The organism is Streptomyces asiaticus (genome assembly GCF_018138715.1).
Taxonomy (GTDB): domain Bacteria; phylum Actinomycetota; class Actinomycetes; order Streptomycetales; family Streptomycetaceae; genus Streptomyces; species Streptomyces asiaticus.
The window spans coordinates 1,966,050-1,991,773 of record NZ_JAGSHX010000006.1 but is presented as its reverse complement, the minus strand read 5'-3'; the positions used below and the strand labels follow the sequence as shown (position 1 = coordinate 1,991,773).

Below are 25,724 nucleotides of genomic sequence, written 5' to 3'. Positions count from 1 at the left end.
CGTAGCGCGCCCCCGGGCAGCTGTAAATGCTTCAGGGCGTGAAGGCCGCAGGCTTTCTGGCGGGGCGTCAGGGAGAGCGCCGGACGGGCCGTTCCGATGGGCCCGGACGCCCCGTTCCGATGGGCCCGTCAGATCCGGACCAGCAGCGCCACCGGAAGCCGGGACAGCAGCTCATCCAGCGTTGCCGGGCCCTCGGCGGTCCGCCCGGTCAGCAGGTCCTGCCAGGGGCCCGGTGGCAGCGGCAGCCGGGTGGCGCCCCAGCCGCCCGCCTCCGCCAGCCGCCGCGACAGCCGGGTGACCACGGTGACGGCACCGTCGTCCGTGCTGTCCGTGCCGTCCGTCCGTAAGAAGGCCACGCAGTGCTCGGCGGACGGACCGGAGGCGAGCAGCGGCGTATACGCACTCCCGGGGCCGAACCACCCCGGATGCTCCCGGCGCAGGTTCAGCGCCGCCCGGGTGAGCAGCAGCTTTTCGGCCGACGGGCCGTCCGCCGGTTCGCCGCCCAGCTCGGGCGGGCGGCGGTTGTCCGGGTCGACGAGGGCCGTATAGACGCGCTCGGTGCCCATATAGAGGTCAGGGACGCCCGGCATGGTGAGGTGGAGCAGGGCGGCGCCGAGCGCGTTGGCCCGCGCCGGACCGTCGAGTTCGGCGTCGATCGCGGCCCACACCGACGGGTCGGCCGCGCAGGGCCCGGCCTCCAGGAAGGCGGTCACCTCCTCCTCGTACGCCGCGTTCTGCTCCGTCCAGGTGGTCCGCAGCCCCGCCTCGCGCACCGCCTTGAGCACGGCCGGGACCAGCCGTTCGGCGTCCCCGTGGCCTCCGGGGCCCCCGTGGCCCAGCGCGAGCGCGGTCTGCCAGGCCGTCCAGGCCAGATGGGGATCGGGGGCGGGGGCGGTGGCCGAGCGGGTCAGCTCCTCCACCGTCCGCCCCCACCAGCCCGGGCCTTCGGTGAGCGCCGCGAGCCGGGCGCGGGCGTCCGCGCTGCGCTTGGTGTCATGCGTGGAGAGCACCGTGCCGGTGGCGGGCCAGTCCCTCAAGCGCCGGGCCGCGAAGGCGTGGAACTCCTCGGGGGCCACGGCCGGCCGCCCCGGATCGCCGCCCACCTCGGCGGCCGACAGCAGCGGGGCGTAGCGGTAGAAGGCGGTGTCCTCGACCGACTTGGCGCGCAGCGCGGCCGCCGTCTGGGCGAAGCGGGCGCAGAAGTCGCGGTGGTCCGGGCCGTCCCCGAGCCCGCCCAGCGCCGCGTCCCGCACCACCCGCACCACCTGGGCCTCCTGCGCCACCGTGAACGCCTCCCGGGCGTCCGCCGCCGCCGAGCGCAGCATCACCGCGTCGGCGTCCGTCGCGGGCGGGCCGCCCACGGAGGCGTACGGACGGTAGACCGGCAGCCGCACCAGCAGCTCCCGGATCGCCGTGCGCAGCGCCCAGGGCGCGTGGTCGCGCAGCCGGGGATCGGCCGCGCAGATGCGCGATGCGGTGCGGGTCAGCCGCTCCACCTCGGCGGCCAGCTCATGCGTGACCACCTCATGGGCGGCGCGGCGGACCGTGGCGGCCCAGTCGCCGCCCAGGTCGGCCGGGGGAGCGGCGAAGGCGCGGTAGAGGGCGGTCAGCTTCTCCAGTCCGTCCGGGTCCACGAAGAGCCCGTCGATGTGGTGCAACGCGTCATAGCCGGTGGTCCCGGCGACCGGCCAGGCGGCGGGCAGCCGCTCGTCCCGGGCGAGGATCTTCTCCACGACGGTCCAGCGGGCGCCACCGCCTTCCGACGCGGTCGACCGGCCGCCCCCGACGTCCGGCGCGGCCCGCCGCCCGCCCCCGCCGTCCTCGCCTTCCCCGCCCGGACCGCGCACCCCGTCTCCCGCCGCCGCCCGCACCGCACGGTCCAGCCGCCGCAGATACCCCTCCGGGTCGGCGAGCCCGTCCGGGTGGTCGATCCGCAGCCCGTCCACGACCCCGTCCCGCACCAGCTCCAGCAGCGTGGCATGGGTCGCGGCGAACACCTCCGGGTCCTCCACCCGCACCGCGATCAGCTCGGAAATGGTGAAGAACCGCCGGTAGTTGAGCTCGGTGCGGGCCAGCCGCCACCAGCCGAGCCGATACCACTGGGCGTCCAGCAGCTCGGCGAGCGGCAGCCCCTCGGTGCCGGGTCGCAGCGGGAAGGCGTGGTCGTAGTAGCGCAGCGCCCCGTCCTCGACCCGCAGCCGGTCCCACTCCTCGCCGAGCGGGCCGCCGAGCACCGGCAGCAGCACCTTGCCGCCGTGGGCTCGCCAGTCGATGTCGAACCACCGCGCGTACGGCGACTCCGGCCCCTCCCGCAGCACCTCCCACAGCGGGGCGTTGAGCCGCTCGGGGGCGGGGGCGGCCATATGGTTCGGCACGATGTCGACGATCAGCCCGAGGCCGTGCGCCCGCGCCGTACGGGCGAGCGCGCGCAGCCCCTCCTCGCCGCCCAGCTCGGCCCGGACGGCGGAGTGGTCCACCACGTCATAGCCGTGAGTGGAGCCGGGCACCGCCTCCAGCACGGGGGACAGATGCAGATGGGAGACGCCGAGCGAGGCCAGATACGGCACCGCTCGCTCCGCCGCCGCGAAGGGGAAGGCGGGCTGGAGCTGGAGGCGATAGGTGGCGGTGGGTGTGCCGGGGTCAGCCGTCATATGAACGTATGTACCCACCCGACGCGCCCCACCACAAAAAGGACATCTACTTGAGGGTTCCGATGACCCTTCGGGGTGATCTCTGAGCGGGAGGGTAGGAACGGGTCAACGCATCGGGCACGGGATCGTCGGGCGGATGCGGTTCGGACTGCATGCGACGACCTGGACCGAGGCGAATCGAGCACCGCGCAGGTACCAGCCGCCTACGACATCCCCACCCCAGAAAAGGCGGTCTTCCGCTGCCGCGGACCACGCTGCCTGACGTTCGAGTTCCCTGTCGAACTCCGACATGAACGAAGGGGCTAACTCTTCCACCACCCCGCGTCCCACCGCCTCGGCGATGGTCGAGTGGAAGTCGTTCCACCATTCATCCCGGTTCTCCGGGCTGTGCCGGTGGTCGGCCCGCCATGCGGCGAAGTCCTCGTCCTCGTTGGAAACGCCGTATGTGTCCCGGGTCTCCAGGTGGATGGCGCTGTGATGGCAGCGGGCGAGCAGCTCAGCGAATGGCGGGACCGTCTGCGACATCACACGCCTCCCTGATCGCCGCCACCATGCGTGCGGGCACCCGGACAACCGCTTCGGTTTCCGGGCTTGCTTCTACGGACTTCTACGACGGTCACCCACCAGGACCCCTCGGTCAAGGGCGCAAGGATGCACGGAAGCGCCCCCTTCCGGCCGGAGCTGAAAAGGGGGCGCAGAGCTCTTGCGATCAGCTTCTGGGGGCCTGGAGCCGCGACCATGAGGCGGGGCCCGGAGGCCACTACGCGGCCGAGCCCGGACCTGAGCAGACCCCCGCCCTAGGCCGGCCGCTGCAGCACCATCAGGCTGCGGTCCACCAGGGTCAGCCGGTCGCCCGCGGCGACCTTCGAGCCGCTGCCCGGCTCCACGCCCTCCGGCACCGCCGTGTCCACGATGAGCTGCCACTGCTTGCCGTGGTCGATGGGTACGACGAAGTCCAGCGGCTCGTGGTGGGCGTTGAAGAGCAGCAGGAACGAGTCATCGGTGATCCGCTCGCCGCGCGCCCCCGGTTCGGAGATCGCGCTGCCGTTGAGGAAGACCGTGAGGGACTTGGCGTGCGCCGCCTGCCAGTCGCGCGGGGTCATCTCCTCTCCCTCATGGGTGAACCAGGCGATGTCCGACAGCTCGTCATGGGTGCCCTCCACGGGCCGCCCGTGGAAGAAGCGGCGGCGCCGGAAGACGGGGTGGTCGCGGCGCAGCCACACCAGCGAGCGGGCGAAGCGCAGCAGCTCCAGCGCCGAGCGGTCCTCCCATTCGCCGTCCTGCCCCTTGGTGTGATCCGGCCAGCGCACCCAGGAGACCTCGTTGTCCTGGCAATACGCGTTGTTGTTGCCGCCCTGGGTGCGCCCGAACTCATCGCCGTGGCTGAGCATCGGCACGCCCTGGGAGAGCATCAGGGTGGCGATGAAGTTGCGCATCTGGCGCTCGCGCAGCGTCCGCACCGCCGGATCGTCGGTCTCGCCCTCGACGCCGCAGTTCCAGGACCGGTTGTAGCTCTCGCCGTCCTGGTTGGACTCGCCGTTGGCCTCGTTGTGCTTCTCGTCGTAGCTCACCAGGTCGCGCAGGGTGAAGCCGTCATGGCAGGTGACGAAGTTGACCGAGGCCAGCGGGCGCCGCCCGTCGCCCTGGTAGAGGTCGGAGGAGCCGGTGAGCCGGGAGGCGAACTCGGCCAGCGTCCTCGGCTCACCGCGCCACAGATCTCGCACGGTGTCCCGGAACTTGCCGTTCCACTCGGTCCACAGGGGCGGGAAGTTGCCGACCTGATAGCCGCCCTCGCCGACGTCCCAGGGCTCGGCGATCAGCTTCACCTGGCTCACCACCGGATCCTGCTGGACCAGGTCGAAGAATGACGACAGCCGGTCCACCTCGTGGAACTGCCGGGCCAGCGTCGCCGCCAGATCGAAGCGGAAGCCGTCCACATGCATCTCGGTCACCCAGTAGCGCAGCGAGTCCATGATCAGCTGGAGCACATGCGGGGACCGCATCAGCAGGGAGTTCCCGGTGCCGGTGGTGTCCATGTAGTACCGGCGGTCGTCGGTCAGCCGGTAGTACGAGGCGTTGTCCAGGCCCCGGAAGGAGAGCGTGGGGCCCAGGTGGTTGCCCTCGGCCGTGTGGTTGTAGACCACGTCCAGGATGACCTCGATGCCCGCCTGGTGCAGCGCCCGTACCGCCGATTTGAACTCCAGCACCTGCTGGCCCCGGTCGCCCCAGGAGGCGTAGGCGTTGTGCGGGGCGAAGAAGCCGATGGTGTTGTAGCCCCAGTAGTTGGCCAGCCCCGCGTCGACCAGCCGGTGGTCGTGGACGAACTGGTGCACGGGCATCAGTTCCAGCGTGGTGACGCCCAATTCGGTCAGGTGTTCGATGATCGCCGGATGGGCGAGCGCCGCGTAGGTCCCGCGCAGCTCCTCCGGCAGCCGGGGGTGGCGCATGGTCAGCCCCTTGACATGCGCCTCGTAGATGACCATGCGGTGGTAGTCGGTGCGCGGCGGGCGGTCGTCACCCCAGTCGAAGTACGGATTGACCACCACCGACGCCATGGTGTGCGGGGCGGAGTCGAGGTCATTGCGCTTGTCGGGCTGCCCGAAGTGGTAGCCGTAGACCTCCTCGCCCCACTCGACCCGCCCGCTGACCGCCTTGGCGTACGGATCCAGCAACAGCTTGGCGGAATTGCAGCGGTGGCCGAGCTCCGGTTCGTACGGGCCATGGGCCCGGAAGCCGTAGCGCTGCCCCGGCATGATCCCCGGCAGATAGGCGTGGCGCACGAACGCGTCGGACTCCCGCAGCTCGACCGCCGTCTCCGAGCCGTCGTCGTGCAGGAGGCACAGCTCGATGCGGACGGCGGCCTCGGAGAACACCGCGAAGTTGGTTCCGGCGCCGTCGTAGGTGGCGCCAAGGGGATAAGCCTGTCCCGGCCAGACCTGCATACGTCGACTCTTCCACTTCTTCTCCGGGGGCCGCGAGCACCCCGGGCACCGGACGGAACATGACCGACCCTGCATCCTTTCCCAACTGGCCGGAGCCATCCGCTCTTTCGACGGAACTTCCTCAAAAGTGAGGCAACCTACGGCCATTTCGGTTCGTCCTACCGGGTGACCTGACGCATACGCGTATCCCGCTATGCGGTCCGATATGACGACAGGGGGGATTGGGGGAGGATGTGCGCAAGGTGATGCACCGCCACCTGGGCAAGGTGGTGGCCGGCGCGGCCGTGGCGATCACCGCCACGGCGGTCCTGGTCGGCGTGACGCTTCCGGAGAGCGCGTCCGGCGAGGAAGGCTCGGGTGGGGGACCCCAGAGCTCCTCGGCGGAGCAGGGCCAGGCGGCCCGGCAGCAGCCCGGAGTGGTGGAGGAGGCGCCCGAACAGGGCAAGACCGGCAGCGGCCGCGATCCGCTGACCGACGACGAGATGAAGCGCGCCCAGAGCCTCGCGGCCGGGCGCGATTTCCGCATGAGCAGCGAGGACGTCAAGGGCGCCAAGGGCCCCGAGCGGCTCTCCACCGACCTCGCGGAGCTGAGCCCCGACGAGGTGGGGGCCGCCGACCCGCCGCGCCGCGCCGAGGTGACGTACTACGACTACAAGGACGACACCTACGTCACCAAGACGGTCGACCTCGGCAGCGGCAAGGTCACCGGCACCGACACCCAGCACGGGGTGCAGCCGCCGCCCAACCGCGACGAGGTGATGGAGGCCGCGCGGCTGCTGATGGCCGACAAGCTGGGCGAGGGGCTGAAGAAGGACTTCAAGGACGCCACCGGCAAGGCGCTGACCCGTCCGGACCAGTTGACCGTCACCGGCTTCATCTACCGCGCCGGCGAGGGCAGCAACCCCGGTCCGGCCTCGGTCCAGGACTGCGGCAAGCACCGCTGCGTACGGCTGTTCACCCGGGTGGTGAACGGCCCCTGGATCGACACCCGGCAGATGGTGGTCGACCTGAGCGCCCACAAGGTCACGAAGCTCGGCTAGGGCCCCGGCCCCGGCTAGGGCCCCGGCCCCGGCGTCTCGCACACCTCTCAACGCTTCATTACAGGAGTCTCCCCATGCCTGACAGCAGGCTCCGCCGCGCCCGTGCCCGGGTCGCGGCGGCCATCGGCGCCTCGGCGCTGCTCGGCACCGTGGCGATCGCCGCCGGGCCGGTCGGCAGCGCCCAGGCGGCCCCGCGGACCGCTGCCGCGGCGGACTGTAGCGCCCCGTACAGAATCGAGCAGAAGCTCGACGGCGGCACCACCTGGCGGATGTGCTGGCACTACGAGAGCAAGGCCGGGCTGGTGCTCGACGACATCTCGTACCAGCCCAAGGGCGAAAGCGCCCCGATCAAGGTGCTGACCTCGGCGAAGCTGGGCCAGATCCATGTGCCCTACGACGACGGCAGCAATGAGTACGACGACCTCACCGGGCAGAACTTCGCCCAGGGGCTCCAGCAGCTGGATCCGGCCGAGTGCCCCGGCGGCACGATCAAGACCGTGCGGGTGCCCGACGCCTGGGACCCCGAGCACCCGAATGTGAAGGGCCTGTGCGCCACCACCCGGGCCCGCGGTCACGCCTACCGCATGGGCGAGGGCGGCTTCGGGGCCGGCAGTGAGAACAAGGTCTACCAGCTCCAGGGCAAGGACCTGCTGGTCTACACCGTCAACCAGGTCGGCTGGTACGAGTACATCACCGAGTGGCGGTTCTCCGGTGACGGCACCATGACCATGCAGGTCGGCGCCACCGGCACGCTCTCCCCGATGGACTACGACGCGGGCGACGGCCGCGGCTGGCCCATCGGCAAGGGCGCCAAGGACTACGCCACCAGCCATGCCCACAACGTCTTCTGGCGGCTGAACTTCGGGCTGGACGGCTCGCCCAAGAGCAAGGTCGAGCAGTACGACTCCAAGACCACCGCGACCTCCGGGCGGATCCCGAAGACCAAGACCACCCGCACCAAGGTCACCAAGGAGCTGGCCGGTGACGCGGCGGCGGCGCGGTGGTGGCGCGTGGTCAGCACGGCGGGCAAGAACAAGGACGGCCATCCGCGCAGCTACGAGATCGTTCCCGGCCACACCACCAAGTACCAGGGACGTAGTTTCACCAAACACGACGTCTACTTCACCGAGTACAACAAGTGTGAGCAGTTCGCCAGCAACAATCTGCGCAGCTGCGCTGTCGGTAAGAGCGTCGACAAGTGGGTCAACGGGCAGACCCTCAAGCACCCCATCGTGTGGGTCAACATCGGGTTCCACCACATCGCCCGGGATGAGGACCAGGAGCCGATGCCGGTGCACTGGCAGGGCTTCCAGCTCTCCCCGCGCGACGTCACCGCTATGAATCCCCTCACGCCGCCTGCACTGTCCGGACACAACGGCCATACAGAAGAGGCACGTTGACCTGATAGGCAGGACCTGAGTGTCGCACCGCCCCCGCCCGCGCAGTAGTCTGCGGTGATCGTTGGACGGGGGCGGAAGGCGGTGCACAGGTGAGCTCGGGCGGGCTGGAGCTGCCCCCCGGTGACGGAGGTCCCGGGGGTGATGGCTCCACCGACGCACCTCCCGGCGCGGTGTCCCTGGTGCGGCCGATGGAGATCGGAGCGGAACTGGACTGGGGCGCCGAAGCCTGGAGCGAGGTGCGCACACGCGCACGCCGGGCCGGGCGGGCCTATATCTGGCTCAACCTCGTGGAACAGCGGCTGCGCGCCGTCGTCAGCGCCGTGCTGCGGCCCATCTACGAACCGGTCCACGGCGAGGACTGGGTCATCGCCGCGGCCGGCCCCGCCGGGCAGGAGTGGGTGCAGCGGGCGGTCGCCGTACGCGAGGTCAGCCGGCGCAAGGGCTATCTGCTCGACCCGGCCGACGACAATGTGGTCAGCTTCCTGACCCTGCCGCAACTGCGGGAGCTCCTCGTCCAGCACTGGCCGTGCTTCGAGCCCTACCTCGACGACCGCCGCGAGGTGGAGCTGGTCCTGGACGAGCTGGAGGTCTCCCGCAATGTGGTCTCCCGCAACCGCGCCCTGTCCGAGACGGTACTCGCCCAGGCCGAGCGGGCCTCCGCCCGGCTGCTGGAGATCCTCGGCAGCGGCACCGGCTCCCCCTCCGCCGAACGGCTGCCCATCGACGCCGTCGAGGACCTCGTCGGCGACCGCTACGCCGATGTGGTGGGCGTCCATTCCGACCGGGTGCGGCTCCAGCGCCAGCTGCCCGCCGAGGACCTCTTCGGCAACGCCCGCCGCCTCGACGCCGTCGGCATCGGGCTCAACCTCCTGGTCCAGAACTACTCGGGCCGCCGGCTGGTCCGGCTGGCCGAATCCGGCTGCCGGGCCCGGCTGCTCTTCCTCAACCCGGCGAGCAGCGCGGTGCGGCGGCGGGAGCGCGAGCTCGGTCTGAAGAAGGGCGAGATGAGCCGCTCGGTGGAGATGAACATCCTCCATATGCGGCGGGTGCGCGCCCGGCTGCGGGACCCGGGCGCGTTCGAGATCCATGTCTTCGACGAGACGCCCCGCTTCACCGCCTACCTGGTCAACGGCGACGGCGCGGACGGCCTCGCGGTCGTCCAGTCCTATCTGCGCAAGGCCCGGGGCATGGAGGCCCCGGTCCTGGTGCTGCGCGGCGGCGGACGGGGCCGCGATGTCGTCCGCGAGGGCGCGGCCGAGGAGGGCGAGGGCGGGCTCTTCGGGACCTACCGCGAGGAGTTCGAGAGCGTCTGGGCGGACTCCCGGCCGGTGTCCTGAACGGACGAGTCGGCGCGCTGCCCCTACGGGCTGTCCGACGGGGCTTGTTCCCCCTCCCCGCCTCCCAGCCCCTCCAGGGGGCACCTCCCGGCGGTAGCTGGGGGAGTTTGAGGAGCGGGGTCTGGGGCGGAGCCCCCCACGCGGCGGAGCCGCATATCGTCAGGTGCTGGGAAGGGGCGGGGAGGGGGGGAAGCATCGACATGCGGCTCCGCCGCGTGGCCCGCCGCAGGCGTCACGATGCGTCGGACACCCCTGCGGAGCCCGTGCCCTGGTACGGCGGCCGCAGGGCGCGGGCGGCCCAGCGGCCCTCGGTGCGGCTGATGTGCACCGGGTGGTCGAAGCACTTGGTGATGTGGTCGGTGGTCACCACCTCGTCCACCGCGCCCGACGCCAGGCACTCCCCGGTACGCAGCAGCATGGCGTGGGTGGTGCTGGCGGGCAGCTCCTCCAGGTGGTGGGTGACCAGGACCGTGGCCAGTTCGCGGTGGTCCCGGCGCAGGGTGTCCAGGCTCTCCAGCAGTTGCTCACGGGCGGCCAGATCCAGACCGGTGGCCGGTTCGTCGAGCAGCAGCAGCCGAGGGAGGGGCATCAGCGCCCGGGCGATCAGCACCCGGCCGCGCTGCCCCTGCGACAGCGTCGGCCAGCGCGCGTCCAGCTTCCCGCCCATGCCGAGGGTGGTCAGCAGCCGGTCGGCCCGGTCGCGCTGGTCGGGGGTGGGGCGGTGGCGGGGGACCGGCTCCACGGTGTTGGTCAGCCCGGTGAGCACCACGTCCCGCACCCGCAGCGGTGAGCGCAGCGGATGCCGGGGATCCACATGGCCCACGAACGACCGCAGCTCCCGCAGATCCACTCGCCCCAGCGTGCGGCCGAGGACCTCCACGGTGCCGCGCGTGGGGTGCACCAGCGCGCCCGCCAGGCTCAGCAGGGTGGACTTGCCCGCGCCGTTGGAGCCGAGCAGCGCCCAGTGCTCGCCCTGGTGGACGGTGAGCGAGATCGAGCGCAGCAGCGGGGTGCCGTCGCGCACCACATCCACCTCGCGCAGCCTGAGTACGGGGACGGCCGGGGCGGTCACGGGGCCGCCACCTCCTTTTCGCTGGTGTCGCTGTTGTCGCCTTCATCGCTTGCGAAGAGTTCCATGACGGCCTCGAGATGGGAGACCGTGGCCGCGATCGCGGCGTCGGCGTCACCGCGGGCCAGCCCGTCCAGCAGCTCGGCGTGGGCGCACGACACATCGGGCAGGGCCGGTTCGTGGCTGACCATCTCCACCAGCGCCTCGCGCAGCACCGGGAGGACGGAGGTGAACAGGCCCAGCAGCACGGCGTTCCCGGACAGCTCCACCACGGTCCGGTGGAAGGCCAGATCGGCGTCCACGAAGGCGGCCGGATCGCCTCCGGTCCGCTCCTCGCGCAGCGCGAGGTGGTCCCGCAGCCGCCCGACGTCCTCGGGGCGGATGCGCCCGGCGGCCAGCCGGGCGGCCTCGACCTCCAGGGCGCGGCGCACCTCGTACACCTCGCGCAGCCGGGCCCGGCGCAGCAGCCGCCGTATATCGCCCTCCTCGGCGGGGGCCGGGGGCTTCGCGGCGTAGGTGCCCGAGCCGTGCCGCACCTCGACCAGCCCGTCATGGGTCAGCAGGCGTACGGCCTCCCGTACCGAGGAGCGGCCGACGCCCAGTTCGGCGGCGAGCGCCACCTCGTTGGGCAGTCGCTCGCCGGGCCGCCAGCGGCCCTCGGTGAGCATCGCGCGCAGGGCGCTCTCGACCCGTGGCACCACGGGCCCGTGCCGCAAGCGTGCCGTCTCCGCCGCCACCGCGCCGCCTCTCCCTGAACGATCGTGCGAGGACGGCGGGGACTCTAACACAGAGTCCTCAGACGTCTGAGGACTTGGTCCGGCGCACCGGCCGTTGTCAGTGGTGCATGGGAAGGTGGTGCACACATGGGGGAAGTACGACAAAGGGAGGGGCGACCATGGGCTGGCACCGGGGGCTGCTGATCGGATTCGACCTGGAGACGACGGGCACCGATCCGCGCACGGCACGGATCGTGACGGCGGCCGTGGTCGAGGTGAGGGGCGGGGAGCCGGTCGGGCGGCGCGAGTGGCTGGCCGACCCCCAAGTGCCCATCCCCGAGGACGCCGTGGCGGTGCACGGGATCACCGGTGAGCGGGCGGCGGCGGAGGGCAGGCCCGCCCGCGAGGTGGTCGAGGAGGTCGCCGAGGTGCTGGTGGCGCACTGGCGCGCCGGCGCCCCGGTGGTGGCGTACAACGCGGCGTTCGATCTCAGCCTGCTCGCCGCCGAGTTGGGGCGGCACGGGCTGCGCCCGCTGAGCGAGCGGCTGGAGGGCGCGGCTACCGGCCCCGTCGTGGATCCGTACACGATAGACCGCGCCGTCGACCGCTACCGCAAGGGCAAGCGCACGCTGGAGGCCGTCTGCGGGGAGTACGGGGTGGTGCACGACCGCGCCCATGACGCCGGTGCGGACGCGCTGGCGGCGGTGCGGGTCGCCTGCGCGCTCGCCGAGCGGTACGGCGAGGTCGCCGGGCTCGAGTTGTGGGACCTCCACCGCAAGCAGGTGGGGTGGTACGCGCACTGGGCGGCCGACTTCCAGTCCTGGCTGCGCCGCAAGGGCACTCCGGACGCGGTGGTGGACGGCGGCTGGCCGCTGCGGGAGGCGGGGGCGGTGGTGGGGTAGCGGCCCACCGGGTTGGGGTAGCGGCCCACCGGGTTGGGGCGGCGGCCCACCGGGTTGGGGTAGCGGCCCACCGGGCTGGGGCGGCGGCCCAATCGGGCGGATATCGGAAGCGCGCCGCACCGATGAGTTTCCGGCGGCGGGCCGGTCCGTACGGATAAGCCGGTCCGTACGGATAAGCCGGTCCGTACGGGTAAGGGGGACGGACCCCGGACTTGAGCGAGGAGAAGACGACCGTGACCGATGAACAGACCACCGTGATCGATTTCGGACCCACAGCGCAGCGGGTGACGGCGCTGCTCAGCGGCATCACGGACGAGCAGCTCAGCGCGCCCACACCGTGTGGCGCCTACTCCGTGGCCGATCTGCTCGACCACTTCATGGGGCTCGCCCTCGCCATGCGCCACGCCGCCGAGAAGACCACGGAGGCGGCGGGCCCCGCCCCCGGGCAGGGGTCGGCCGACCGGCTGGACCCCGACTGGCGGCAGGAACTGCCGCGCCGTCTGGACGCGCTGGCCGTGGCCTGGCGCGAGCCGTCCGCCTGGTTGGGCACCGCGGAGGCCGGGGGCGTCACCATGCCCGCCCAGATGATGGGCATCGTGGCGCTGGACGAGCTGGTGATCCACGGCTGGGATCTCGCCCGCGCCACCGGCCAGCCCTATGACTGCGATCCCGGCAGCGTCGAGACCATCATCGGATGGCTGTCGGCGGTCCCGGACGAGGAGCGACCCAAGGAGCTGTTCGGCCCCATGGTCCCCGTCCCGGCCGATGCGCCTCCGCTGGACCGCGCGATCGCCTTGAGCGGCCGCGACCCGGGATGGCGCGCCTGAGCGAATGCCCCACGGCGGGTCGGTCGGCGCCGCGTTTCGCTCAGAACGTGTGCCAGCGCACCGCCGTGTCGCCCTCCCGCAGGGAGGCGATGCGGCGGGCGAACTCGGCGCGGGCCGCCGGGTTGCCCGGGGCGTGCTGGGAGACCCAGGCACAGCTGGCGGTCTCGCGCGCGCCCCGCAGCACCGCGCAGCCGGGCCACTCGCGGACGTCCCAGCCGTACTCCGCCACGAACGCGTCGTACTCCGCCGCACCGAGTCCATAGCGGTCCCGGGCCAGGGCCATCACCACCAGATCGTGCTCGCGCAGATCGTGCGAGAAGGTCTCCAGGTCCACCAGCACCGGGCCGTCCGGACCGATGTGCACATTGCGCGGCAGCGCGTCGCCGTGGATCGGGCCGGGAGCGAGGCGCGGGGTCAGCTCCTCGGCGGCGGCCGCGACGTCGTCCCGGCGGGCGCGCAGATACGCCGCGTCCGCCGGGTCGATCGCGTCCCCGGCCAGCCGCAGCCAGCGCTCGACCCCACCCAGCAGATCGCGGCGCGGCAGCGGCAGCGGCGCCGGGTCGCCGGGCGGGTCGGGCAGGGCGTGCACCATCCGCAGCAGCTCCGCGAGATCGCGCGCCCCGGCGGGGCGTACCGGGTCGGGAAGCCGCTGCCAGTACGTGACGAGGTGGTTGGCGAACGGAAGCGGCTGCTCGGGGCCGAAGCGCCGGTCGGGGCGGACCGCGGGCAGCCCCTCCCGGGCGAGCCAGTCGGCGATCCTCAGCTCCCGGGCGGCCCGGTCCCACACCTCAAGGTCTCGGCTGATCCGGACCACCAGGTCGAGGCTGTCGACGGCGAAGACGGCGTTCTCACCGAGGGCCAGCAGCCGGGCCTCCGCCGTACCGGCCCGGTAGGGCGGCAGCGCGGCCGAGAGCACCGCCCGCGCCCGCTCCTCCGTGAACGCGACCTCCACCACCGAATGTCCCTTCTCCGCGCCGATGTCCGTAGCACCGTACCGACCGCCGTACCGACTGCGGCATCGATCGCCGTACCGAACGCTGCGTCGACTGTCGCAGGTGGAACCGCTTGACTGCACCGCCCGCCCTCCGCACGATGACGTGGGCTCTCCCACTCGGACCGCCCTCCCACCGCGTCCGAAGGGGGCCCTGCCGTGATACCCGCGACCGCCGACCCGGCGCGCTCGGACCCGGGCTCCGCCAAGGGCCGGGGCTCCGCCAAGGGCCGGGGCTCCACCAAGGACCGGGGCTCCGCCAAGGGCCCGGGCAGCCGCATGGCACGCCGTCAGGACGGCACCCACGGGGCGTGGTTCCTGGTCCTGCCCGCGCTGATCCCGATCCTCCTCCTCAGCGTCGGCCCGCTCCTCTACGGCATCGCGCTCGCCTTCACCGACTCCCAGGCGGGCCGCACCGACCCCACCCAGTGGATCGGGCTGCTCAACTTCCAGGACCTGCTGCGCGACACCCTCTTCTGGGAGTCCTTCCGGATCGGTCTGGTGTGGGCGGTGGCCGTCTCCGTACCGCAGTTCCTGCTCGCGCTCGGCCTCGCCCTGCTGCTCCACCAGGACCTGCGGTTCCGCTGGCTGTCGCGGGCGCTCGCGATCGTCCCCTGGGCTATGCCGGAGGTCGTGGTCGGCATCATGTGGCGGCTGGTCTACCACCCCGACGCGGGAGTGCTCAACGAGACGCTGGGCACCCACCGCGACTGGCTCGGCAGTCTGTCCACCGCCCTGCCCGCCGTCGTCGTGGTCGGCATCTGGGCACGGCTTCCGCAGGTCACGGTCACCCTGCTGGCCGGGCTCTCGAATGTGCCGCGCGAACTGCACGAGGCCGCGGCCATGGACGGCGCCGGTGCCTGGCGCCGCTTCCGCGCCGTCACCTGGCCCGCCATCAGGCCCATCGCCCTGGCCATCAGCGCGCTCAGCTTCATCTGGAACGTCAACTCCTTCGCCCTGGTCTACGTCCTGACGGGCGGCGGGCCCGGCGGCCGCACCCGGCTGCCGATGCTCTTCGCCTATGAAGAGGCTTTCCGCTACGGCCAGTTCGGCTACGCGGCGGCCATGGGCTGTGTGCTGGTGGCGGTGGTCTCCATCCTGCTGGCCGTCCATCTCGTGGCCCGGCTGAAGGGAGACGACGAGGCATGAGCCCCCGCCCCAGCGACATGCCCAGCCCCGTCCCCGGGCATCGCGGCCCCGGCCCCAGCCCCGGCGAGGTGCGCCACCATCGAACCGCCGGGCGTCGCGGCCCCACCGCCAGGCGCCGCGCGGCGCGCACCGGCCAGTACCTCGCCCTCCTCGGCTATCTGGTCTTCCTCGCCTTCCCCCTGCTGTGGCTGGTCTCCACCGCGTTCAAGCCGCCGCGCGAGCTGGCGAGCCTCCACCCGGGCTGGATCCCCGACCATCCCACCCTCGACAACTTCCGCCAGGCGTTCGATGAGCAGCCGCTGTTGCGGTCCGCGGGCAACAGCCTGATCGCCTCCCTCGCCGCCGCGGTCATCACCGTCGCCATCGCCACCCCCATGGCGTATGTGATGGCCCGCCACCACCGCTCCGCGCTGTCCCGGGCGGCCACCGGCTGGATCGTGGTCAGCCAGGCGTTCCCCTTCGTCCTGGTGATCATCCCGCTGTTCCTGGTGCTCAAGGAGGTCCGGCTGATCGACTCCCTCTCCGGGCTGATCATGGTGTACGTGGTGTGGTCCCTGCCGTTCGCCCTGTGGATGCTGGCCGGGTACGCCCGGGCCGTACCGCGCGAGCTGGAGGAGGCCGCGGCCGTGGACGGCGCGGGCAGACTGCGCGTGCTGGTCTCCGTCACCATGCCGCTGCTGACCCCCGGCATCGTGGCCACCGCGCTCTTCGCGTTCATCACCGCCTGGAACGAGTTCTTCTTCGCGCTCGTCCTGCTCAAGTCGCCGCGGAAACAGACGATGCCGATCATCCTCACCCACTTCATCGGAACCGAGGGCGTCGCCGATCTCGGCCCGCTCGCCGCCGCCTCACTGCTGGCGACCCTGCCCTCGCTCGTGCTGTTCGCGCTCATCCAGCGCCGGATCACCAGCGGCACCCTGGCCGGGGCGGTGAAGCACTGATGCGCCGCCGGACGCTGCTGGCCGCGTCCGCCACCGGGGCGCTGCTGTCCGGCTGCGCGCCCGAGCGGCGGCGGGGGACCGGCGGCCGGATCACCCTGCGCTTCCAGTCGCTGGCCTGGCAGCAGGAATCGGTGGTGGCCAACAAACAGCTGGTGGGGGAGTGGAACGCGGCCCACCCCGACATCCGGGTCGAATATGTCCAGGGCAGCTGGGACGGCGTCCACGACCAGCTGCTCACCTCCTTCGAGGGCGGTGAGGCGCCCGACATCATCCATGACGCCACCGACGACCTCGCCGACTTCGCCTACGGCGGCTATCTCGCCGATCTCACCGACCTGCTGCCCCGGCGGCTCAAGGACGAGATCCCACCCCGGACCTGGCAGACCGCCACCTTCGACGGCGGCGTCCACGGTGTGCCGTTCCTCCAGGAGCCGCGCGTGCTCATCGCCAACCGCACGCTGCTGGAGCGGGCCCGGGTGCGGATCCCCACCGCCGAACGTCCCTGGAGCTGGGCCGAGTTCGAGGACGCGGCGGAGGAGCTGACCCGGGACGGGACGTACGGCGTGGCCTGGCCGCTCAAGGAGCCCGTCTCCGCGACCCTCAACCTCTCGCTCTCCACCGGCGGCAAGGTCTTCCACCGGGGCACGGACGGCAAGGTCACCGTCCGGTTCGATGCCGCCGACCAGCGGGTGCCCCGCGTCATCCACGACCAGCTGGGCGGCGACCGCACCGCCGCACGGACCACCCTCGGCATGGGCGGCTCCGACACCCTCCCCGGCTTCTTCGGCGGGAAGTACGCGATGGTGCCGCTCGGCTTCTCCTACCGTCAGCAGGTCGTGCAGCAGGCGCCCAAGGGGTTCGCCTGGACCGTACTGCCGTCCCCGGCCGGGCCGGGCGGCGACCAGCGGCAGGGGGTCAGCCCGCAGACGCTGTCCATCGCCGCGGACAGCCCGTACCAGCGGGAGGCCGCCCGCTTCATCGACTTCTTCCTGCGCCCGCCGCATATGGTGCGGCTCGCCCGGGGCGACTGGATGCTCCCCACGGGCCGGACCGCGCTGCGGGACCCTGCTTTGCGCACCCGCCGCCACGGCTGGGCCACCGGCACCTCCCTGGCCGGACAGCTGCGCCCGGCGCCCGCGCAGACGGTGCGCGGCTACCCGGAGTGGAAGGACAAGGTGGCCACCCCGGCGTTGCAGGAGTACTACAGCGGGGCGATCGGCATGGGGGAGTTGCGGGAGCGGCTGGTCGACGACGGGAACCTGGTGCTCGCCCGCTATCAGCGGTAGGACCCGCTACGCCGCCGACGCACCTGGTCCTGCCATGGACCCGGTCACCCCAGCAGACCGTTGACCCCTGACAAAGGTTGCCCTTGCCCGATCTTGTCTCTTCTCTTAACGGCTTCTTACCTTCAGGTGAACTCGTGTCTAACGCCAGAAAGATTGACCATGCCCCGAGACATACCGCCACTCGCCGAGGTCCGCCGGATCACCGAGAAGAAGCGAGACGCGTGGTGGACCGTCATGCTCGTGGACCCGGTGGCCACACCGCTGGTCCGCTGGATCGCCAGGTACACCCGAGCCACCCCCAACCAGCTCACCTGGGGTGCGTTCCTGGTGGGCCTCGGCTCCGCCGCGTGCTTCGCCCAGGGCGACTGGAGATGGCTGTTGCTCGGGGCCGTGCTCTACCACGTGAGCTTCATCTTCGACTGCATGGACGGCAAGCTGGCCCGGCTGACCGGCACCGGCTCGGTCTTCGGGGCCTGGCTGGACTTCGTCTTCGACCGGATCCGGGTTCTGGTGTGCTCGGTCGCCCTGATGGGCGGCCAGTACGTGCGTACGGATGACGTCCTGTATCTGTGGCTGGCGCTGGCCGTCGCCTCCCTGGACGCGCTGCGCTACATCGACTCGCTGGAGATCTTCAAGATCCGGCACGGGATGCGCAAGCAGATCAAGGCCCGGATGCGGGCGGCCCGCAAGGCCGAGAACCAGGCCGAACTGGCCTTCATGGAGGACCTGCTGCGGGAGAACCCCGAGGCCGACCTGGAGACGGACCGCGACACGGTGGCTCCCTTGGAGCCCGCTGCTCCGATGGAGCCGGTGACGGCCCTGGAGCCCACGGCCGTCCCGGTACCGGCCCCGCGCCGTCCCGCCGTCGTCGATCTGCACCAGGAGTTCCGGCGCCGCTTCCCGTGGTGGGTCCGGTGCCGGAACTTCCTCCAGCGCCACCGCATCCGCGCTCATCTCATCAGCGGTATCGAGTTCCAGATGGGCGTGTTCATCATCGGCCCGGCCGTCGACGCGGTGGTGGCGACGACCGTCGTATCGGGTGTGCTGCTGCTCGTCTTCGAGCTGGCCATCATCTACAAGTTGCTGTTGTCCACCCGGGACTTCACCCGCACCATCAACTCCTTCGAGACAGCCGAAGAGCGCATTCCGGCCACCACCTCGGTCAACTCCTGAGCGAGGACCAGCCACTGCTCCGGCGTCACATACGCCACCACCACGTCCCGCCCCAGCCCGGCCGCCCGGAACGCCCGGTCGAGCGCGCGGGCGGGGCAGACCCGGCGCAGTGACGCGTGCAGCGAGCCGCCGACCCCGGTGAAGCCCAGCTCGACCAGGTCCGCGTAGACGGACCGGGCCGCCGGGTCGGTGAGCAGTGGCTGGGGCCGCCGCGTCAGCCGCAGGATCCCGCCGTCGACGGCGGGCACCGGCCGGAACGCGGCCCGCGCCACCCGCCCGCACAGCCGCCATTCGACCTCCGGCCAGGACCGTACGGTCAGCAGGGACCAGCGGCCGTAGTCCCCGGTGCGCTTACGGGCGTACTCCGCCTGGGTGAGCAGCGTGGCGGAGGTCAGCCGGGGCACCGCCCGTAGCGCCCAGGCCACGATCTCGGCGGTACGGGCGTAGGGCACGTTGCCGACGAGGGCGAACGGTTCGCGTGGCGGCGCCGCGCTCAGGAAGTCCTGGTGCACGATCCGGACCCGCGGACAGCGGGCGAACCGCTCCCGCAGCGCCGGGATCAGATGCCGGTCGATCTCATAGCCGATCAGCTCACGGCAGCGCGGGGCCAGCGCCTCGGTGAGCGCCCCCTTGCCCGCGCCGACCTCCACCAGGAGATCGCCGGGCCCGGGGCGGGCGGCGCGTACGACGCGGGCGACGGCGCCCGGGTCGACGAGGAAGTTCTGCCCGTACGCACGCCTCGCGCGGTCGCGTTCGGTGCGGCGCGGCGCCGTTCGGGGCGCTTCGGTGTTGTGGGGTGCTTCGGTGTTGCGGCGCGGTTCGCCACCGCGCGGGGCATGGGGATGGTGTCGATTGCGGGCCACGGCCACGGTCCTTTCGGAGCCGGGCGGGCGGCAGCAGCGCGGAACGGGCCCTGCCGCCCGTCCCGGAACGAGTGATTCCTGGACTGGCGGGGGCCCTGGCCGAGGGCGCGTGGACGGGTGGGATCAGCTCACGGTGAGCGAGCGATCGGAAGTCTGGCGGGTCAGCCGCTCAGGTGGCGGAACCACCTCGACGGCGAACCGTTCACAGACTCGGAGAGACACCGGGCGCGTCCGGGCCGGCCAGGGCACCGGGGCCGCGCCGCGGGCGGCGAGCAGGCATGGGAAGGGCGCGCGCACACGCCACCCGGGCACAGCCACGAGTGATGCGGGTGAACACGCCGATGCCGGGACTTCCGCCCATCGGTGTACTCCTCCCGTGCGCGCGTACGCGAAAGGACGCGTATGCGGATCTCCGCCGTATTCCCGCACCGTAGGGACCGGCCGGGGCACCCCGCAACGCCTTTTCCACCCGACACCCTTCTGCGAATCGCGTCTGAGTGGGACTACCTGGCCCGGCACGGCCTCCACCGTTCCCCGCTCCAACTGCGCTTCCCCCTGGGCGCCGACTGGCACTCGCTGCGCCGCTGCCGGCCCACCGGGTGCGACCGGCCGGCCACGAGCTGGCCCAGCCCGCTGGTGGCCTACTGGGGGTCACTTCCGCTGTGGCGCTTGTCGTGTACGGAGAGAACGGTCGCCTTTCCTTCGCGAGGAATACGCCGGTCCATCTCAAACAGCACGGAATCTTCCGGCCACTCTTCCCGTGGTGCTCATGTGCCGTGTCGCATCGGGTGAGCAGGCCGCATCGCGAGCATCCGGAATACCGAACACTCAGAACGGGGCAGAGGCGTACATCTGCCGTGTCCGCATTCCGCCCTTCAGCCTGTGGGGCGGATGGGGATTCCGCCGTTCTCCTTGCCGGGCGGGGCCGCCGCCCGCAGGATCGGCCCGCCCGTCCCGGGCGGTTATGTCCCGTAGCCCCCTATTGATCCACGCGAAGGAGCAGACAGCATGCGGAAGTTCGCGGTCGCCGGCCTCGTGGCCGCCGTCAGCACGGCAAGCCTCGTCACCGCCACCCCCGCCAGCGCGGCGCCCACCAGCGTCTACGTGAGCACCACAGGAAGCAATGCGGCCTCCGGCACGAAGAGCCGGCCGGTACGCACCATCGGGGAGGCGTTGAAGCGCGTCAGGAACAACACGAACCTGACCACGGTGCGGATCTTCGGGGGCACCTACCGGCCCGGGGCGAGCTTCTCGCTGGGCAAGGCGTACAAGCAGAAGTCGATCACCTTCACGCGGGTGGGCGGCAGCACCGCGCCGGTGATCAAGGGGACTAACGGGGCAAGACACCTCGACTACTTCCTCAAGGTCGCAGCCGACGGGCCGCGCATCCACATGAAGCGGCTGATCATCCAGTACTACCGGGCCGGCGGCGTGCTGTTGAAGAACGACCGGAACACCTTCACCGGAACTCAGTTCAGTTTCATCGGCAACGCCTACGCCGGCACCGGAGACGGATACGCCGGGATCCACATGAACGCAGGCTCGTCGTACAACATCGTGGACAACGTCTCCTTCCTCTACCTGAAGAACGTCGCCAACGAATGCCCTGGCTGCATGCACGGCGTCTACATCGCCGACCAAAGCCACCACAACACCGTGAAGAACAGCACCTTCCAGGGCATCACCGGTGACCCGGTGCGCCTGCGGCGCAGCAGCAGCGACAACCTCATCGACCACAACCAGTTCCGCCGGTCAGGAACGAACGCCATGGTCTCGTACTGGGTGCACGCCAAGGACGGGAGCTTCCACTGCGGCGCCCGGAACACGGTCACGAACAACACCTACAGCACCATGTCCGACGAGACGAAACCCGGCATCATCGTCACGAGTGGCGCAGACGAAGGCATGACCTCTTGCCCCGCCGCGATCCCCACGGTGACCGGGAACACAAGGGCCTGACACCGGGGCGATTTCGCGGAAGGCAACCGGTCACCCGGCCCGAAGGCCGGGTGACCGGTTGAGGATGGTCAGGATGTGCGGGATGTGGTCGTCACACCCTCGCGTGCCGGGGCCGTTCGTCCGCTTCCGGCCTCGGGGATGCACCCACCAGGACGGTGGGCCGCTGGGCCGGGGCGGGCTCGTCGTGGGCGAGGTCCGGGAGCCACCCCAGCCACTTCGGCAGGTACCAGTTGCGCTCGCCCAGCAGCGACATCACGGCCGGGAGCAGCACCCCGCGGATGACGGTGGCGTCGATGAGGACCGCGGCCGCGAGGCCCACGCCCATCTGCTTCATGGACTGCATCGACAGCGTTCCGAAGATGGAGAAGACCGCGACCATGATGACGGCGGCGCTGGTGACCACACCCGCCGTCGTCACCACGCCGTGCACCACCGCGTCCTTGGTGGTGCGCCCGGCCAGGCGCGCCTCGCGGATCCGGGAGACCACGAAGACGTGGTAGTCCATGCTCAGCCCGAACAGGATCACGAAGAGGAACAGCGGCAGCCAGGACACGATCGCGCCCACGCCCTCCGCGCCGACCAGCCCCGCGCCCCAGCCGTGCTGGAAGACCGCGGTGAGGATGCCGTACGCGGCGCCCACCGACAGCAGGTTGAGCACGATGGAGGTCACGGCGATGGTGAGCGACCGGAAGGACATCAGCATCAGCAGGAAGGCGAAGACCACCACGAAGGCGAAGACCGGGGTGACGGCCGAGCCGAGCTTGTCGTTGAAGTCCTTGGAGGAGGCGGTCGAGCCGCCGATGGGGGCGTCCACGCCGTCCACCGTTCCGAGGGTCGCCGGGCGCACCTCGTTCCGTAGCACGTCCAGGCTCTTCTCGGCCTTGCCCTCGTCCGAGCCGCCGATCAGCGGCACCTCCACCACGGCCAGGTTCTGCTTGTGGTGGACGGTCACCTCGACCGGGCCCTTGGAGGCGCCCTTCGCCACGGCCTCGGTACGGAAGCGGGCGAGGGCGTCGCGCACCGGCGCCGCGTCGATGTCGTCCGCCTTCACCACGACCCTGGCCGGGTCGGAGCCGCCCGGGAACGCCTCGTCGATGTGGTTGTACGCGTTCACGACCGGCAGCCGGTCGCCGAACTCCTGGTCCATGGTGAGGTTCGCGGTGTTCATCCCCACAGCGGGGACGGCCAGCGCGATCAGCGCGCCACCGGCCAGGGCCAGCGACAGCTTGGGGCGGCGCAGCACCGGGCGGAGGACGGCGCGCCAGATCCGGCTCTCGGCGCCGCCGCGCCGCTTGGCGCGGCCCAGGAACGGCACCCGGCCCTTCTCCACCCGCTCACCGAGCAGCGAGAGCAGCGCGGGCAGCACCGTCACCGAGCCGACCATCGCCACCGCCACCACCATCAGCGTGGCGAGCCCCATCGCCTTGAACTCCGCGATGCCGGTGAAGAGCATGCCCGCCATCGCCACGATCACCGTGACGCCGGAGACCAGGATGGCGCGGCCGGAGGTGGCCGCCGCCACCCGCAGCGCGGTCTGCGCGTCCCGTCCCGCGGCGCGCTCCTCACGCTCCCGGCGCAGGTAGAACAGGCAGTAGTCGACGCCGACGGCGAGGCCCACCAGCAGCATCACGGAGTTGGCGGTGTCGCTCATGTGCACCCAGTGGCTGACCATCGCCACCAGACCGGTGGTGGCCAGGAACGCGGTCATCGCGAGCAGCACCGGCAGCAGCGCGGCCACCAGCGCGCCGAAGACGATCAGCAGGATGCCGAGCGCCACCGGCAGCGCGGAGTACTCGGCCTGGGTGAAGTCGTCGCCGAACGCGTCGTCGAACGCCTTCTGGCCGCTGGCGTCGCCGAACTCCTCGATCCGCAGGTCCTGGTGGCCGTCCCTGGCCTTGTCCACCGCGTCCAGGACCGGCTGGATGTGGTCGGCCGCCTTCTCCGCGTCGCCGCGCATCTCGAACTGCATCAGCGCGGAGCGCCGGTCGGCGGAGATGGTCTTCGTGTCGTACGGGGAGCGGAGGGCGGTCACCTGGCCGGTGTCGCGTACGCCGGCCATCACCGCGTCGACCGCCTTGCGGAAGGCCGGGTCGTCCGCGGTGAGCCCGCCGCCCTTCGCCTGACCGCCCCCCGTCTGGCCGCCCTTCGCCTCGCCGCCCTTCGCCTGGATCAGCACGGTTTCCCCGGCCGCGTCGTCGATGCCCGCCTCGTCGAGAATCTTCGAGACGCGCCCGGACTCGCCGGGAACCTGCTCGCTCTCCGTCACATCGACCCGGCCCGTCATCGAGCCGACGGCCAGGGCGAGGATGACCAGCAGCACCCAGCCCCCGACTGCCGCCCACCGGTGACGGGCGCTCCAACTGCCCGCGCGTGCCGCTATCCCGCGCGGCCTCTCCAAGCGGCCTGTGTCCGCCACGACATCCCCTTATGCCCTGGTGGCGGACTGTCCCGCCACTCGTTGACGACGCTAGGCCGTGGCGTCCGGCCGACCCATCCTGCTGACCGGTGAACCGTCCGGTGGTTCCCTCCAACCGAAGAAGGGGGGACAGCCCTACCCTCCCTGATGCGGGCCCCTTACACGCAAAAGGCGTTGATGTCGTGGTCGAAGTGAGCCCCGTGCGCAGAACGTTGCCTATGTCACACATCGGTGGGGATCTTGAATTGACCCGTACTCATCAGTCAGGGTTTTGTCAGAACCGGAGTGGCCCCAACACACTCCGGATCTGCCGCACTTGAGGGATCGGACGCGATCCGTGGTGCGGATTCCCCCCACAACCGCACGAGGAGGAACCCTCGTCATGGCAGTTCACAAGCAGCGCAACGCGCGTCGACTCGGTCTGGCCATAGCCGCCGCGACCGCCGTCACCGCCGGTGTCTTCGTGGCCGTTCCGGCCGGCGCCACCACCGCCCAGCCCGCCGAGGGCACCGTCTACGGCACCCAGGCGAAGAACGCCGTGGACGGCAGCTACATCGTCATGCTCAAGGGCGGCAAGAGCATCAAGGCCGCCTCGGAGGGCAAGGACCTCGCCGAGCAGTACGGTGGCAAGCTGCGCCGCAGCTACGACTCCGCCATCAACGGCTTCTCGGCCAACGGGCTCTCCGACACCGAGGCCAAGCGGCTGGCCGCCGACCCGTCGGTCGCCAAGGTGGTCCAGAACCACCGCTACACCATCAAGGGCACCCAGGAGAACCCGCCGTCGTGGGGCCTGGACCGGATCGACCAGGAAGACACCCAGGGCGACAAGAAGTACACCTACCCCGACAGCGCGGGTGAGGGTGTCACCGCGTACGTCATCGACACCGGCGTCCGCACCAGCCACAAGGACTTCGAGGGCCGCGCCACCTCCGGCTTCGACGCGGTCGACAACGACGACAGCGCCGACGACGGCAACGGCCACGGCACCCATGTGGCCGGCACCATCGCCGGTGCCGAGCACGGCGTCGCCAAGAAGGCCAAGGTCGTCGCGGTGCGCGTGCTGGACGACCAGGGCTCCGGCACCACCGAGCAGGTCGTCGCGGGCATCGACTGGGTCACCGAGCACCACGAGGGCCCGTCGGTCGCCAACATGAGCCTGGGCGGCACCCCCGACGAGGCCCTCGACGCGGCCGTGCAGAAGGCCATCGACTCCGGTGTCACCTTCGGCGTGGCGGCGGGCAACGAGTCCGCCGACGCCGGCCAGAGCTCTCCCGCCCGGGTGAAGGACGCGATCACGGTCGCCTCCAGCACCGACAAGGACGAGCAGTCCGACTTCTCCAACTACGGCGACGTGGTCGACATCTACGCCCCCGGCTCGGACATCACCTCCGACTGGAACACCGGCGACGACGCCACCAACACCATCTCCGGCACCTCGATGGCCACCCCGCACGTGGTGGGCGCCGCCGCCGTCTACCTCAGCGGCCACCAGGACGCCAAGCCGGCCGACGTGGCGAAGGGGCTGACGGACGGCGCGACCGCCGACAAGATCTCCAACCCGGGCGACGGCACGCCGAACAAGCTGCTGAAGGTCGTCGAGTAAGGCCCCAACGGGCGATCCGACGGGCGATTCGACGGGCGAAGTGATCGGTCCCAGGGGCGCAGCCGGGTGGCGAGACCAACCGGCCGCGCCCTTGGGCGCTCACGCCCGCCCGTGCCACGTTGGACGGCATGAACCTCACGGACGGATATGTGGCCGCGGCGGTCGAGAACGCCCCGGTGAAGGAGCTCTTCCCCGGCATCCGCCTGCGCCCCCTGTGGACCGGTGACAACGGCGCGAAGGCGCACGTCCTGGAGATGGACCCCGGCACCTCATGGGAGGGCCTGGACGTCCATGAACCGGGCCCCGAGGAGGCCTTCGTGGTCTCCGGCACCTTCAACGACGGCGCCCACGACTACCCCGCCGGCACCTTCATCCACGCCCCCGCAGGCTCCTCCCACATCCCCCAGACCACCACGGGCTGCACCCTCTTCGTCTTCTATCCGGAGGGCTAGGGCCGGG

Annotated in this window: 20 protein-coding genes; 12 read left to right on the top strand and 8 right to left on the bottom strand. The window is 71.3% G+C overall.

Annotated features, from left to right (window positions below):
- Positions 1-128: 128 nt before the first annotated feature.
- From treY to glgX, 3 genes are all read right to left on the bottom strand, one after another.
- Positions 129-2,651 carry a malto-oligosyltrehalose synthase gene (gene treY, locus KHP12_RS16075; protein ID WP_210610042.1) on the bottom strand — a complete coding sequence of 841 codons (2,523 nt, stop codon included), beginning with the start codon at positions 2,649-2,651 and terminating at the stop codon, positions 129-131.
- 105 nt (positions 2,652-2,756) lie between these two features.
- Complete coding sequence (locus KHP12_RS16070) at positions 2,757-3,176, bottom strand: DUF6879 family protein (protein WP_211833089.1); 420 nt, start codon at positions 3,174-3,176, stop codon at positions 2,757-2,759.
- Positions 3,177-3,448: 272 nt separating this feature from the next.
- A complete protein-coding gene (glgX, locus tag KHP12_RS16065) occupies positions 3,449-5,593 on the bottom strand; it encodes a glycogen debranching protein GlgX (RefSeq protein ID WP_086882132.1) in 2,145 nt (714 codons plus the stop codon).
- A 233-nt stretch (positions 5,594-5,826) separates the two neighbouring features.
- On the opposite strand from glgX, the gene KHP12_RS16060 reads away from it, so the two are divergent.
- From KHP12_RS16060 to KHP12_RS16050, 3 genes are all read left to right on the top strand, one after another.
- On the top strand, positions 5,827-6,633 hold the full coding sequence (locus KHP12_RS16060; protein ID WP_086882133.1) for a Tat pathway signal sequence domain protein: 807 nt from the start codon (positions 5,827-5,829) through the stop codon (positions 6,631-6,633).
- 74 nt (positions 6,634-6,707) lie between these two features.
- Complete coding sequence (locus tag KHP12_RS16055) at positions 6,708-8,033, top strand: copper amine oxidase (protein ID WP_086882134.1); 1,326 nt, start codon at positions 6,708-6,710, stop codon at positions 8,031-8,033.
- Positions 8,034-8,122: 89 nt separating this feature from the next.
- On the top strand, positions 8,123-9,370 hold the full coding sequence (locus tag KHP12_RS16050) for a DUF5919 domain-containing protein (protein ID WP_086882135.1): 1,248 nt from the start codon (positions 8,123-8,125) through the stop codon (positions 9,368-9,370).
- A gap of 232 nt (positions 9,371-9,602) precedes the next feature.
- Here the strand turns inward: KHP12_RS16050 and KHP12_RS16045 are convergent, their stop codons facing one another.
- Together KHP12_RS16045 and KHP12_RS16040 are read right to left on the bottom strand one after the other, a co-directional pair.
- Positions 9,603-10,442 carry an ABC transporter ATP-binding protein gene (locus KHP12_RS16045; RefSeq protein ID WP_210610044.1) on the bottom strand — a complete coding sequence of 280 codons (840 nt, stop codon included), beginning with the start codon at positions 10,440-10,442 and terminating at the stop codon, positions 9,603-9,605.
- Entirely contained in the window at positions 10,439-11,176 is a 738-nt protein-coding gene (locus tag KHP12_RS16040; RefSeq protein ID WP_211833088.1) for a FadR/GntR family transcriptional regulator, read from the bottom strand. Before KHP12_RS16040 ends, KHP12_RS16045 begins: the two co-directional genes overlap by 4 nt.
- A gap of 158 nt (positions 11,177-11,334) precedes the next feature.
- Between KHP12_RS16040 and KHP12_RS16035 the strand changes: the two genes are divergently transcribed.
- Both KHP12_RS16035 and KHP12_RS16030 read left to right on the top strand, forming a co-directional pair.
- Positions 11,335-12,057, top strand: coding sequence for a 3'-5' exonuclease (locus KHP12_RS16035; protein ID WP_164427737.1), 723 nt, complete (start codon positions 11,335-11,337; stop codon positions 12,055-12,057).
- Between the two features lie 233 nt (positions 12,058-12,290).
- A complete protein-coding gene (locus tag KHP12_RS16030) occupies positions 12,291-12,884 on the top strand; it encodes a TIGR03086 family metal-binding protein (RefSeq protein WP_086885734.1) in 594 nt (197 codons plus the stop codon).
- 40 nt (positions 12,885-12,924) lie between these two features.
- Here the strand turns inward: KHP12_RS16030 and KHP12_RS16025 are convergent, their stop codons facing one another.
- Positions 12,925-13,839, bottom strand: a complete 915-nt coding sequence (locus KHP12_RS16025; RefSeq protein WP_244203374.1) for a phosphotransferase enzyme family protein — start codon at positions 13,837-13,839, stop codon at positions 12,925-12,927.
- A 315-nt stretch (positions 13,840-14,154) separates the two neighbouring features.
- Here KHP12_RS16025 and KHP12_RS16020 point away from each other — a divergent pair, with 315 nt between their 5' ends.
- From KHP12_RS16020 to KHP12_RS16005, 4 genes are all read left to right on the top strand, one after another.
- Positions 14,155-15,024, top strand: coding sequence for a carbohydrate ABC transporter permease (locus KHP12_RS16020; RefSeq protein WP_210610489.1), 870 nt, complete (start codon positions 14,155-14,157; stop codon positions 15,022-15,024).
- A gap of 17 nt (positions 15,025-15,041) precedes the next feature.
- Positions 15,042-15,965 carry a carbohydrate ABC transporter permease gene (locus tag KHP12_RS16015; RefSeq protein WP_372455303.1) on the top strand — a complete coding sequence of 308 codons (924 nt, stop codon included), beginning with the start codon at positions 15,042-15,044 and terminating at the stop codon, positions 15,963-15,965.
- A complete protein-coding gene (locus KHP12_RS16010; protein WP_211833087.1) occupies positions 15,965-17,251 on the top strand; it encodes an ABC transporter substrate-binding protein in 1,287 nt (428 codons plus the stop codon). Before KHP12_RS16015 ends, KHP12_RS16010 begins: the two co-directional genes overlap by 1 nt.
- Positions 17,252-17,410: 159 nt before the next feature.
- Positions 17,411-18,424, top strand: a complete 1,014-nt coding sequence (locus KHP12_RS16005; protein ID WP_086880215.1) for a CDP-alcohol phosphatidyltransferase family protein — start codon at positions 17,411-17,413, stop codon at positions 18,422-18,424.
- Here KHP12_RS16005 and erm read toward each other — a convergent pair.
- On the bottom strand, positions 18,325-19,287 hold the full coding sequence (gene erm, locus KHP12_RS16000) for an ErmE/ErmH/ErmO/ErmR family 23S rRNA (adenine(2058)-N(6))-methyltransferase (RefSeq protein ID WP_308016798.1): 963 nt from the start codon (positions 19,285-19,287) through the stop codon (positions 18,325-18,327). The two genes, KHP12_RS16005 and erm, sit on opposite strands and share 100 nt — an antisense overlap.
- Positions 19,288-20,295: 1,008 nt before the next feature.
- Between erm and KHP12_RS15995 the strand changes: the two genes are divergently transcribed.
- Complete coding sequence (locus KHP12_RS15995; RefSeq protein ID WP_086880214.1) at positions 20,296-21,246, top strand: right-handed parallel beta-helix repeat-containing protein; 951 nt, start codon at positions 20,296-20,298, stop codon at positions 21,244-21,246.
- Between the two features lie 91 nt (positions 21,247-21,337).
- Here KHP12_RS15995 and KHP12_RS15990 read toward each other — a convergent pair whose 3' ends face one another.
- Positions 21,338-23,662 (bottom strand): MMPL family transporter, encoded by a 2,325-nt coding sequence (locus tag KHP12_RS15990; protein WP_086880213.1) that lies wholly within the window; start codon positions 23,660-23,662, stop codon positions 21,338-21,340.
- A gap of 382 nt (positions 23,663-24,044) precedes the next feature.
- Between KHP12_RS15990 and KHP12_RS15985 the strand changes: the two genes are divergently transcribed.
- On the top strand, positions 24,045-25,265 hold the full coding sequence (locus tag KHP12_RS15985; RefSeq protein ID WP_086880212.1) for a S8 family peptidase: 1,221 nt from the start codon (positions 24,045-24,047) through the stop codon (positions 25,263-25,265).
- Between the two features lie 128 nt (positions 25,266-25,393).
- Complete coding sequence (locus tag KHP12_RS15980; protein WP_211833086.1) at positions 25,394-25,717, top strand: cupin domain-containing protein; 324 nt, start codon at positions 25,394-25,396, stop codon at positions 25,715-25,717.
- Positions 25,718-25,724: the final 7 nt, after the last annotated feature.